Here is an 11,785-nt window from a genome sequence, read left to right as displayed (position 1 = left end):
TCTATCACCCTTAAAAGCATAACATATGAAATACATAATTGACACTGTTATTTATATATTAAATTGAAATATTCCATGTTATCTGCATTATCTTCTGCTTTTGCAGGTTTTAGCTTATTTGTAATTTCTGCAAACAGGTTACATAAAGTAATGGTGCTGTATCCCATGGCAAAGAGGTTGTTCATCAGGTAGTTTGTTGTTGTATCAACTGCCAGAAGATTGGATGAAGCAGGGGTTGTGCAGATTACAAGGATTTTTTTGGTATCCACTCCTTTACATGTTATGGTATATTAGTATCTTCTGCTTAAAGATTTACTGAATATTCCTGTTTTTTCCAATAATATTGTCTGCTTTATTTTTTCCGGTAATGCTGTTTGCGTTTCTTTTTCTGAATTTGTTTGCATTTCTTTTTCTGAGATTCAGTCTTTGGAATATAAAGTTTATATTATAAAACTATTCTTTACTTTTGATTTTTCCAGATTCTATGTTTCTGACTTTTATACATTCAAGGTCTGCAGTAAATTCGAGTTTCAATGGGTATACGTTTGCACCGTCTTCAATCTCGCGGATGTCGTCTTTTACAGGAGCCAGCAATATGAGTAAAAATCCCTGTTTTCCAAGGTGTTCTTCTTCCAGTATGTAATCTATTCTTTTTAATACTTTTTTTGGCAGTCTGTACCGCCTTAAAAATGGATTGATATTCCGTAAAAGAATAAGCTGGCTTTTCGTATAGATTTTTATGGTTTTCACTTTGTTTTCTCCTCCTTAAACAGGCATGAAAAAAAAACAGGTCATAAGGGACACTTCACATAAGGAAGTGTCCCTTGCGGCGTTTTAGAAAATTTGTAATGACGGTTGGATATGATGAATTTGTAGGAATAGCTAAATATAATTGGAGGAAACCACAATGAAATCATTATTTGAGTAATTCGGTGGTACATACCGAAAAGAAAGCGATTATGCAGTTCCTAATCTTGAAACACCAGACACAGGAAACTTTGAAGTCGGTATTTATGGACAGCTACATTTATATTTTCTACAACATTACTTTAGAATAACTTACATAAACCTACTTACAAGCGGAAAACTTAATGAGTATCTTGTTGAAATTGATAGTCAAGCACAAAGACGTGTCTTTCGGATTGTAGAGCAGATGAAACAAGCCCAAGGCATTACCGAACAATTAAAAGAGAATAATCCTATAAAATGGACAAGAATTATGAATTGCGTTAGGCAACAGGCGGAAGAAATCTTTTTAAAAGAAATGATATATGGCTAATTAGGGCCGGCATCGGCGTGAAGCTGATGCCGCCTTTAATCTTATGAGAGTAGAAATTTTAATGCGTTTGTTGTATAATTAATTTGTAAAATTTATGGTTTTTATATCGAATCCAAGAAAAATCATTTTGCATAGTCTTAATAAATTTGTTATGAAAGGAAAAACATATGAAAAAGAAAACAAAAAGTGACTCTTTGCCAATATTCATAAAGGTTATATATTTTGATGAGCCTACAGCGCAAGACTATATTGACATCGTTAATGGAGGTAGGTTGGATTGGAGTAAAGAAGAAAATAAAGAAAGAGCAGCAAAAATTCTTACAGAAATAGAGGCACAGGCAGAAAGTGGATTTAATATTCTAAATTTTATTAAAGCCTCTTTCTCTGGTGGCGTGTGTAGTAATATTTCTGGTGAGATTTCTAAAATGCTAGACACAACTTTAAAAAACACTTTATTGACAGATTACATATCCGAAGCATTTAAAGATAATAATGTAAGAAAATTTGAAAATGACGGTGTGTATGCTCCAGAAAATTCTGTTTCCATGTATAAAATGTATAGCTCTTATTTGACAATAGTCCCCAAAGAGCAGCTACCTATTGATATGGAAAAGTTAAATGAGGCTTTATTAGGAGAACGTGGATATTATGCAATGTTACTGGCAAGTGAAAAAACACCTACATGCGTTTTGAGATTTAATATAAAAGCATTCAAAAATAACTACAATCTTGCTGATTTATCCAAAATGGAATTAACTTATTATGGTGTAAAAGTGGGGATATGCAAGAAAGAACAATTATCTATTGAGAAAGAATTTGAATTAAAATCTGAGAATGCAAAGTCGAAACCAGAAGATATTTTGGATGGAACGACGCCCGAAAACGATTTTCTGGAAGCATATGATATAGTATTGGCAGGTGTTGTGAGTGAATAAAATCATTATTTTTTATGGTTCAAATAGAGAATTTAACAAAATAATCCCAAGGGATAGTCGTAATCTTACTGATGTAGTAATGGAATTAGATAGTGACAATAAAAATATGATTGTACATATTCCAGAGCTTCAGAAAGAAAATAATGATACAAAAACTGAAAAAGAAAAATTGAAAGTTGCTAATTTTGTGATAAATTCGGATGAATATTCTGGAGTTAGAGAACACGTAATAATAAATTTTGCTAATTTTATAGCAAAAATGGATATTCAAAATATGTATATCCAAAATCCCCCGATACAAATTAGCGAGCAATTACATCGGATTTATGACGATAAGAACATAATACAAGAAATCAAACAACCTTATAACGGAATAACTAAAACTATTATTCAACAGTTTTATAACGGGTATGACGATAAAATTATAGGACAAGAAATGGCAAAAATGAAAGTTCTTCAAGCCCTATATCCACTAATGGATAATAAACAGAAAAAGCCTATGGTTATCCTGTTTTATGGAGATTCTGGGATTGGTAAAACGGAAACAGCCCATTATCTTGCTGAGTTGCTTGATGGAAAATTGATGAGAAAACAATTCTCTATGTATCAAAACAACCAGTTTGGAACGTATTTGTTTGGCGGAAGTTATGGAGAAGGTAGTTTTGCAAAAGACTTATTAGACAGAGATTCTAATGTCATTCTGTTAGATGAATTTGATAAAGCAAACCCTGTTTTTCATAGTGCTTTTTATCAATTATTTGATGAAGGCGTTTATGAAGACCAGAATTATAAGGTCAATCTGGATCATGCTATTATTATTTGTACTTCAAATTACAAAACAGAAAGCGAAATAAAGGAACAATTAGGTACTCCTATCTTTAACCGCTTTGATGCCGTTATCCATTTTGAGGATTTGTCTGATGAAGCAAAAGAAAAAATAGCGAGAAATTTTATCCAAGAAACTATTGAGAAATATAAAGAAGATACTATCGAAATGGATGAAAATATTTTACTGCGTTTACAAAAATCAGCGATTGAGTATTCAAATGCACGAGAGATTAAACATCTGATTCAAAATACTTTTTCACTATATGCTATAAGGAAACTATGTCTGAACGACAAAATTAATGAATCAGAGCTTTAAATATTATTTGGGTAAACTGGGGGAACTACAATGGATTGCACTGAAATTATATTTAAAATCATTGACATAGCTATAGCTGTAATTGGTCTTATACTTGTCATATTTGGTTGGATTATACCATATCGACATTCAATAAAAGCTGAAAAGTTACGTATTGATAATGAAAAAGAGTTAGAACGAATACGTTGGAAAAAGGATTTAATTGACAGACAAATTTCAGAACTTTATGGACCGATTTATGCATTAATTATTGAAGGTGATGTTAGTTTTTCGAGAATATTATATCAACTTGGACGAAATTGTGTAATTCCAAAGGATAAAAGCTTTTCTGATTTGCCAGAGGAAGAACAAAAGATATGGAAGCATTATGTTGACACATATAAAATAAAAAATCAAATGAAAATGGTTGAAATAATGAGAAATAATTTGCATTTAATTTATAATTCTGAGTTGCCGACTTGTTATAAAGAGTTTCTTGATTATTCATTAGGATGGGAACTTCTGGATAATCAAAAACGTCAGGGTGTACCTAACTATTATGAATATCATTACGTTTTCAATTATCCTACCGAATTTAATCATTATATTCGGACAACATTAGAACATCTTTTAAATGAACAGGCAAAGTTGATTAAACAATCTGAACAGTCAATCGCATCTGTAGCTATAAGATAATTTTTGAAGTTAGATAATAATGATATTCGAAAAACATAATATGTTATGTCTTACCAAGCACTGAATTTGGTTATCCAAATTCGCTTGTTAGGGGCTTTTGCCCCTAAGACCCTATTAAAATGTAAAGAGCCGATGAACTTGTGAGGTAACTCACAACTCATCGGCTCTTTCATGCACTTATACTAATCGTTTTTATTACAGCTTTCAAGCAAACGTTTTGTTCCTGTTATTTCAGCGTCTACTAAATCAATCATTCGTTTCACATTTGCAGAATGGGTAGCGGAAACCTCGTTTTCCCATAAGGGATTTACTTGCTTTTCAATGCCTGCACGGTATTTTTGTAGTACAGTAAGGCGTTCCCGTAAAAGCTCCCGTTGTTCCTCTGGCGTAAATGTATTTAGGAAAAATGCGGCAATGGAAAAGATATTTGTATCATAATTGAATTGTAGGATGGATGCTTTTAGCGTAGCTATAAATTCCTCTTTTCCTTTGTCAGAAAGACTATAAACGGTGCGGTCTGGCATATTTCCGACTTTCTCGGCTGCACCTAATATGTACTCCTTTTTTTCAAGGGTTTTCAGCGTAGAATAAACGGTTGAATCAGCGATATTAAACCACCATTTTACATTCATATAGTTTAAGAGCTTTATTATCTCATATGCGTTAAGCGGTTTTTCGTAAATAAGCCCCAAAAGCATTGTGGCAGGTTTTGATAACATACAGTTTCCTCCTTGACATTCTGTTGCATTTGTAGTACTATATATATAAAGTAGTTTTTATAGGCACTACTATTATACCACAGCCAAACTGAAAATGGAATAGCCAAAAAGGAGGTTTTTATGCCACAGTTAAATAAAGGCGGTAAATTTGTATTTGGGCTTTCAGTCGTACACCCAGATTTAACAATCCATATTCCACCACAAGCATTGTTGGAATACGACGCAACACGAGATGGAAAAGTTATTATCTTTACAGGAAGCAAAATAACAGGAGGTTTTTGTGTTACTACATATTCTTTGCTGTCAAATTCAAAGTTAAAGCATATTTTAGAGGATTGTCCTGCATTAAGGGATTGCTTGCTTTCAGAGGGTGAGTTTATACAATATAAAGGGCGTAAATATGCTTGGCTCGATATTGATAAAAATGGTGTGATTAAATTGCCGCACAGTACCTTGGCGGTCTTAGACCTACAATCTGGAATGGAGTTGTTATCTATTCGCAGCAGTGATATTGCCTTTACAATGGGGGCAAAAGGACCGCTGCTTCAAAAAGCCCATAACTTTCAAGGAAGTATAGAGAAATATTAGGAGAATAACGAAATGAAAAACATAGCAGGCAATAGGTTCTTTAATATGATTTTGTTATTCACAATCATAGGCGAGTTTATTGTTCCGTGGATACTGGAACGATTTTATTCTGAATATAACGGCAAGATAATGGTTATGAGTGTTTTAGGTAGTCCGAAAAGTCCTGTCCGACTTGTTTATAATATATGGCTTATCTGGCTTGGCGGTTTCTTAGCATATACAGCAGGCGTATATTTTCTGTCATTAAGAGCAAAGTTTCCTGTTCTGGCGGTTTTCATGCTTCTTTCGATTGGAATTTTTGCTGTTGGTGCAGGACTTATTTCTGGATTTTTTAGTGTGAACGAGAGCAAAGACATAGTTACTACAGCTTCAAAGATACATGGAGTAGGTGCTGCAATCGGTTTTATGGCGTTACTGTTTTTTCCGTTGCTAAATGGAATTGTAGCTTTTAAGCAAAATGGCATGGTTGAGGGCATCATCAGTATAAGCTCATTTATTTTATCGCTTATTTTCTTTGCCTGTTTTGTTATGGGAGATAAGGAGCAATTTCAAAATACCCTTTTGAAGTATGAGGGATTATGGGAACGCCTTGCTTTGTTTTGTATGTATATTCCGTTTGTTTATAAGTCTATGAACAACTTGTTCTTTTAGAGCGATAGTGAGGTATTGAAATGACAAAAATAGAATGGATACTCTGTCCCGTTTGCGGCAATAAAACCCGTAATCAAATCAGAGAAGATACGGTTCTTTTGAATTTTCCCTTATACTGTCCGAAGTGTAAACAAGAGACATTGATTGAAGCAAAAAAACTTCAAGTAACGGTCATTGAAGATATTGATAAAAAGCGGAGGAATAAAGGGGAATGAATAAGATAAAAACAATCTTTATGGCATTGTCATTAGAAGTACTATTAGTGCTTTGTGTTGGCATTGCAAATTTGCTTCTTAAACCGATATACTATTTCTGCTTCTATAATGTCCTGTATGGTATATTGTTTAGCTTTTTAATCCCCCTTTTCTTATTGCGGAAAGAGAAAAATGTATTTGACTTCCTTGGGATTAAAGCACTTGGCAAAAAGCAAGTTTTCATTTTAATAGTATTTATTGTTTTTTCGGTTGGCGGACAGATTATTCCCATAGTAGCTAAAGGTGGAATTATTCCTTGGAACTTGCTTCCTATGGGGATTGTGCCGCTGATTATGACAACCTTTTTTGAAGAGTTTGTATTCCGTGGATTTTTTCAAAATAAGTTCGAGAAAGAATTTGGCACTATAACCGCAATTCTGGTCTCTGGATTGATGTTTTCGCTTTACCATGTGGGCTATCCGAGATTTCGTACCTTTGAGGATATTCTTTTGCTGTTCGCCGTTGGAATTGGGTTTGCTGTTGCTTATAAACTTTCTGGAAACAATTTGATTGTTGCATATTTTGTGAATCTCCCCAATGCCTTTGTAACCTATATGTTGAAATTTGAACAATTTCCAAAAATGACAATAGCTTCAACAATGGCAGGCATCGTTACATTGTGCATAATTGTTGTAGTATTTATTGTGCTTGTGAGAGCGAATAGAAAAGAAAGGTAAAAACAACGCTTATGGATGAAAAATTATATCGTGAACTTGCTCAACTGACAAAAAATAAAACTATTTGGAAACAAAATATCCCCTATGTAGCTTCTTTGCTTAAAAATCAATCTCCTAAAATAACGGCTAAAGCAATGTGGCTGCTTGGAGAGATGGGATTGATATATCCGCAGGAGGTCGCACCATATACAAAAGAAATTGCTTCTTTTATCGTTTCGGAAAATGACTTATTAAGAGAGCGTACCGCTAATGCTTTAGGACGAATTGGCAGAGCAGATTACAAGCTTGTTGCCCCTTATTTTGAGGAACTATTGACCTTGGCAGGAGATAAAAGCCCTAATGTACGGTTAAGTTTTATATGGGCTTCTGAAAACATTGCGACAAATACATGGGCGGTGTATGAGAATTGTTTGCCGATATTTGCAGAGCTTCTTAACGATGAAAACGAAAGAGTTCGAATGGAAGCACCAGAGATGTTTCGGGTGTTAGGAAAACGAACGCCCGAATTTGTGCGACCATACTTAGAAAAATTAGAATATATAGCAACGCACGATGAGGTTAGCGTAGTCCGTATTCACGCTAAAGGAGCAATTAGAGCCACATTATCCAAAACCATCAAAGAGCCAGACGCTATGACGCAGAGCCGATAAACTTGTGAGCAATCGCAGTTTGTCGGCTCTTTCTTTTATATATATTCATAGGTAGGACAAGCCCACCGAATAAAAAAACGATGTTTCGGTGAGCTGCTTTGCTATACTCTAAACACTCTCCGACTTCGCTTTTGAAGTTTGGAGGGATTTTTTATTATCTGCAAGCAGCAGCTTCTACTTACATATACCATACCGAGGATGGTTGGATAACCTGTTAAAAAAATCCTCGCTACTGCATGGGGGCTTTGCACCTCAAAAGTAGAAGTCAAATCTCTACACAATAGAAATAAACTCTCCTTAAACCGTAAAGGTATGACAGCCTTTGCGGTTTTTCTTTTGTCGTTTTTTACAGAAATACGGCGCAAAGCGATTTCTGGCGTGGGATGTCGTTCGCCGCCTTTTCAATCTGGATTTTAACGATTTTCAAAATTCAGACTGGAGGAAATTAAAATGGCATATAACCACGGACGGGAAGAACGCAAATGGCGTATCTGGAAAGAAGCTGAGGAAACGATTTTACGGAAATGCGGTGTTGACGAGGATACCATCGAAAAAATCCGTATCTATGACAGGGCGGATTTTAATGCAACCAGACGGTTTTACCGATATCTGAACGATATCGGGGAATACCTTGAGGGAATGGCAGACGCTGAGCAACCGATAGAGATACATTCTGTTGCGGATTTATTGGACGAGATTGAAAACGAAAATCTGTATCGGGCATTGCTTGCGGTGGACAAGCGTACCCTGCAAATCGTTCTGCTGAAAATACAGGGCTATTCCATAAAGGAGATTGCGCCACTTGTCGGTCTGACAACAGGAGCTATCTACGCAAGATTAGACCATCTGCGGAAAAAGCTGAAGCAATTTAAGCGTTAGAGGGTAATTTTCAGCTTTTTCAAGGACTATAGAGTGAGGGGAATTTTCTCTCACTCTATTCTTTATAGGAGGATTATTGCATATGAACAGCTATATAGATGAAACAACAAAGGAGCAATTTACCGAAGATACCACTATCCGAGAAGCAATCAACAGCATTTATGATATGCTTGCGGAATTGCCAAAAGAGAAACGCCTTGCTTTCTTTGAGCAAATTTCAAAACCAAAAGATTTGGATTTTGTAAAGGAGATTGATGGTATTTATTATGTCGCCTGTGCTCATTTCGACAGGGAACAAAAGGAAGATATGATAACCAAAGTCAATCGGGTATTAGGTGCAGAGGTGTAAAAACATTTCAAATTAGGGCTTTAAAGTATTGAAGTAAGGCGGTGGATATGGTAAAATAACATCACTACAAACATCATATCCGACTGTCGGAAAGGAGTTTATTTTGAACAGACAGTCAGAAAAAATTACTGCCCTCTATTGCAGGCTTAGCCGTGACGATATGCTGCAAGGGGAGAGCAACAGCATTACTAATCAAAAATCAATTGTCAGCAAGTACGCAAAGGATAACGGATTTCATAATCCCCAATTTTTCGTGGATGACGGATACTCAGGTGTAAGCTTCACAAGACCGTCTTTTATGGAACTGATGGAGCTTGCCGAGGCGGGAGAAATTGGGACGATTATTGTCAAAGACCATTCAAGGCTTGGCAGAAATCGTCTTGTTGTCGGTCAGCTATTGGAAGAAGATTTTGTTCGTCTGGGAATCCGCTATATTGCCATTATGGACAATATCGACACAAAGGATGGATTAAGCGATTTTCTTCCTGTGCAGGACTGGTTCAATGAGATGCATGCTAGGAATACTTCAAAGAAAGTGCGGGCGGTATTCCAGAACAAAGGTATGTCGGGGAAACCTCTTACAACGGTTATCCCCTATGGTTACAAGAAGAACGAAGCCGAGCCTGCCCATTGGTTAATTGACGAAGAAGCCGCCGAAGTTGTACGCAGGATATTCCGCCTATGCGTTGAGGGATACGGACCGACACAAATAGCAAATATCCTTTTTTCGGAGGGTATAAAAACGCCAACGGAGCATTGGCAGGCACAAGGGCGAAAGACATCTGTACTTCCTGCTGTTCCACATAAATGGGCGGCAAGGACAGTTGCGGATATTTTGGAACGGCTTGAATACTGCGGACATACGGTCAATTTCCGTTCTACCACACGCTCATTCAAGGACAAAACCATGATACGCAGACCGAAAGAAGAATGGAAAATTTTTGAGAATACCCATGAAGCTATTATTGACAGCGAAACTTGGGAACTTGTGCAGGAGCTTAGAAGCCATAAACGCAGACCAAACCGCACAGGCGAAATCAGTATTTTTTCTGGATTACTCTATTGTGCCGACTGCGGGGAAAAGTTGTATTATAGTGTGACGAACAATTATAGCAGGGAGCAGGCATATTTCTTCTGTTCCAATTACCGCAAGAGTACGGCAAACTGTACCGCTCACTATATCCGTGAAAAGGTTGTTTATGCCTTGGTTCTTGAAAGTTTGCGGCGTGTCCTATTCTATGTACAGGCGTTTGAAAAACAGTTTGTGCAGGAGCAGCTTGACAAATCAAGCGAGGAACAGCGGAAAGAAATTGCCAAGAAGCGGCGTGAATTAGCCAAATCCGAAAAACGTATTGCGGAACTTGACATATTGTTTCAGCGGATTTATGAGGATAACGTATCGGGCAAACTGAACAATGAGCGTTTTGCAACAATGTCGGCAAACTACGAATCAGAGCAAAAAGCCTTAAAAGAATCTCTTGTCCAGTTAAAAGCAGACATTGAAATGCAGAATGACAAAGCCGCAAATGTGTCAGAATTTGTGGAGAAAGTCAGACGATATACGGAAATCAAGGAACTTACGCCTGCCATCGTCAATGAGTTTATCGACTGCATTATGGTATCTAAGAAACAGATGATAGACGGAAAGACCGTATACCCGATTGATATTTATTATAGTGGTATCGGTATAATTGATGCTCCATCTGCTGAAGAATATGAAGATATGTTTCAAGAACGCTTAAAACAGAAGCATTCAGATAAAGAAAAAACGGTATAGTTACTAAAACTATACCGTAATTTGATGCAGAGATGCCCATTCGTACCCTTCACTTCCTTATGTGAGGGGTACGAAAAACCTGCTTTTTTATACTGTTACAATATTTTTTTATTCACAAATATAATATATATTTAGTTCCATTTTAGAGTATAGTATCCGTAAGATGACTCTCTATCTTTGCAAATCATTATGCAAATAAGCGATAGAACTGTAGAAGAAAAACAGATAATTTTACAGGTTATTAAAGATGTAATGAAATTATGTGATGTATCAAAGAAGCATGAACCGGAAAAAACAAAAGAAATTTAAAAAGAGCAGGCAGGGATTTCCCTGCTTTTGTACTTGTATAGGAAGATTCCTCCAGATTTCCTATACAAGTACAGATGATTATGCGCAGCTTGCGGAGATGATGTTTATTGCTACGCAACCCGCTCGCGCGCGGAGAATGCGTATAACGCATTCTTTTTTATATTAATATTTATTGAATTGTAAAGATTTGATAAGGCATACTATTTATATATCCGCGACGAATTCGCGACCACTTCGCGCCGGATTTCGCGCCAAACTTATTATACCATAATCGCTTTGCGATATGGTATGGTGACCTATGCCACTCCGCTTTGCTCCGGGCAGTATCATGTCGACAGACATGATACTTTGTTTACACTTTAATTAATCAAAAAGGCACAAAAAAAACACCGTCCCCGATGCTCACAGTCATCAAAAACAGTGCTTTCAGTGCGCCTCCAGGGGCTCGAACCCTGGACACCCTGATTAAGAGACGCTAAAAGGGGACAAACTGCGCCAAAAATTATCAGGTATCTTAAAGCACCTAATCTGCAATTTCAAAGAAAATCAGAAGAAGCGGTTCGCGCCCAGATTCGCGCCCAATATGTTCAGGAAAATTTAATAAAAAGTATATTGAAGAAATTATCTGCATATGATATAATGCCACTAGGCAAAAAGATATGAGTATAACATGAAATCAAAGAACGAATCCCTCAACCGTGATGCGACCATAGTTGAGGGATTCTTCTTTTTGTTTATACTGGAAAAGAATCCAGTAGGCTATTTGTTGCCCTTATCATTACTGTCTAACCATTTGATGATGTAGTGGCAAGCCACACCAGCCGCGACAGTAACTAAAAATGATATGAGTATTGACATGAAATCACCTCCTCCCGTTGCCGGGTATCGGTGAGCAACAC

Annotated in this window: 14 protein-coding genes and 1 pseudogene; 12 read left to right on the top strand and 3 right to left on the bottom strand. The window is 36.5% G+C overall.

Features of this window, described 5'->3' with window-relative positions; translation table 11 throughout:
* Nucleotides 1-47: 47 nt before the first annotated feature.
* The gene (locus C805_RS0106855; protein ID WP_022751459.1) at nucleotides 48-269 is read right to left on the bottom strand and encodes a DUF1643 domain-containing protein; all 222 of its coding nucleotides are present in this window, start codon (nucleotides 267-269) and stop codon (nucleotides 48-50) included.
* Between the two features lie 184 nt (nucleotides 270-453).
* Nucleotides 454-750 carry a hypothetical protein gene (locus tag C805_RS23295; protein WP_016216502.1) on the bottom strand — a complete coding sequence of 99 codons (297 nt, stop codon included), beginning with the start codon at nucleotides 748-750 and terminating at the stop codon, nucleotides 454-456.
* A gap of 157 nt (nucleotides 751-907) precedes the next feature.
* Here C805_RS23295 and C805_RS26085 point away from each other — a divergent pair.
* From C805_RS26085 to C805_RS23280, 4 genes and pseudogenes are all read left to right on the top strand, one after another.
* Nucleotides 908-1,279: pseudogene (locus tag C805_RS26085) on the top strand (TnpV protein).
* A 167-nt stretch (nucleotides 1,280-1,446) separates the two neighbouring features.
* Nucleotides 1,447-2,214 carry a DUF6414 family protein gene (locus tag C805_RS23290; RefSeq protein WP_016216501.1) on the top strand — a complete coding sequence of 256 codons (768 nt, stop codon included), beginning with the start codon at nucleotides 1,447-1,449 and terminating at the stop codon, nucleotides 2,212-2,214.
* Nucleotides 2,207-3,358 carry an AAA family ATPase gene (locus C805_RS23285; RefSeq protein ID WP_016216500.1) on the top strand — a complete coding sequence of 384 codons (1,152 nt, stop codon included), beginning with the start codon at nucleotides 2,207-2,209 and terminating at the stop codon, nucleotides 3,356-3,358. Before C805_RS23290 ends, C805_RS23285 begins: the two co-directional genes overlap by 8 nt.
* Before the next feature lie 30 nt (nucleotides 3,359-3,388).
* Nucleotides 3,389-4,033 carry a hypothetical protein gene (locus tag C805_RS23280; protein ID WP_016216499.1) on the top strand — a complete coding sequence of 215 codons (645 nt, stop codon included), beginning with the start codon at nucleotides 3,389-3,391 and terminating at the stop codon, nucleotides 4,031-4,033.
* 182 nt (nucleotides 4,034-4,215) lie between these two features.
* Here C805_RS23280 and C805_RS23275 read toward each other — a convergent pair whose 3' ends face one another.
* Nucleotides 4,216-4,752 carry a PadR family transcriptional regulator gene (locus C805_RS23275; RefSeq protein WP_016216498.1) on the bottom strand — a complete coding sequence of 179 codons (537 nt, stop codon included), beginning with the start codon at nucleotides 4,750-4,752 and terminating at the stop codon, nucleotides 4,216-4,218.
* A 120-nt stretch (nucleotides 4,753-4,872) separates the two neighbouring features.
* Between C805_RS23275 and C805_RS23270 the strand changes: the two genes are divergently transcribed.
* The 8 genes from C805_RS23270 (at nucleotide 4,873) to C805_RS23235 (ending at nucleotide 10,577) form a co-directional block, all read left to right on the top strand.
* Nucleotides 4,873-5,340 carry a hypothetical protein gene (locus C805_RS23270; RefSeq protein ID WP_016216497.1) on the top strand — a complete coding sequence of 156 codons (468 nt, stop codon included), beginning with the start codon at nucleotides 4,873-4,875 and terminating at the stop codon, nucleotides 5,338-5,340.
* Nucleotides 5,341-5,352: 12 nt separating this feature from the next.
* Nucleotides 5,353-5,991 (top strand): DUF998 domain-containing protein, encoded by a 639-nt coding sequence (locus C805_RS23265; RefSeq protein WP_016216496.1) that lies wholly within the window; start codon nucleotides 5,353-5,355, stop codon nucleotides 5,989-5,991.
* A 20-nt stretch (nucleotides 5,992-6,011) separates the two neighbouring features.
* The gene (locus tag C805_RS23260; protein ID WP_016216495.1) at nucleotides 6,012-6,206 is read left to right on the top strand and encodes a cysteine-rich KTR domain-containing protein; all 195 of its coding nucleotides are present in this window, start codon (nucleotides 6,012-6,014) and stop codon (nucleotides 6,204-6,206) included.
* Nucleotides 6,203-6,922 (top strand): CPBP family intramembrane glutamic endopeptidase, encoded by a 720-nt coding sequence (locus tag C805_RS23255; RefSeq protein ID WP_016216494.1) that lies wholly within the window; start codon nucleotides 6,203-6,205, stop codon nucleotides 6,920-6,922. Before C805_RS23260 ends, C805_RS23255 begins: the two co-directional genes overlap by 4 nt.
* Before the next feature lie 11 nt (nucleotides 6,923-6,933).
* The gene (locus tag C805_RS23250) at nucleotides 6,934-7,572 is read left to right on the top strand and encodes a HEAT repeat domain-containing protein (RefSeq protein ID WP_016216493.1); all 639 of its coding nucleotides are present in this window, start codon (nucleotides 6,934-6,936) and stop codon (nucleotides 7,570-7,572) included.
* 450 nt (nucleotides 7,573-8,022) lie between these two features.
* Nucleotides 8,023-8,451 (top strand): RNA polymerase sigma factor, encoded by a 429-nt coding sequence (locus C805_RS23245; protein WP_016216492.1) that lies wholly within the window; start codon nucleotides 8,023-8,025, stop codon nucleotides 8,449-8,451.
* A gap of 82 nt (nucleotides 8,452-8,533) precedes the next feature.
* Nucleotides 8,534-8,800 (top strand): hypothetical protein, encoded by a 267-nt coding sequence (locus C805_RS23240; RefSeq protein ID WP_016216491.1) that lies wholly within the window; start codon nucleotides 8,534-8,536, stop codon nucleotides 8,798-8,800.
* Between the two features lie 103 nt (nucleotides 8,801-8,903).
* Nucleotides 8,904-10,577 (top strand): recombinase family protein, encoded by a 1,674-nt coding sequence (locus C805_RS23235; RefSeq protein ID WP_016216490.1) that lies wholly within the window; start codon nucleotides 8,904-8,906, stop codon nucleotides 10,575-10,577.
* Nucleotides 10,578-11,785: the final 1,208 nt, after the last annotated feature.

It is taken from the genome of Eubacterium sp. 14-2, from assembly GCF_000403845.2.
Taxonomy (GTDB): Bacteria; Bacillota; Clostridia; order Lachnospirales; family Lachnospiraceae; genus Petralouisia.
Note: the sequence above shows the minus strand (reverse complement) of the source record. Positions and strands in the feature narration are given on the sequence as shown.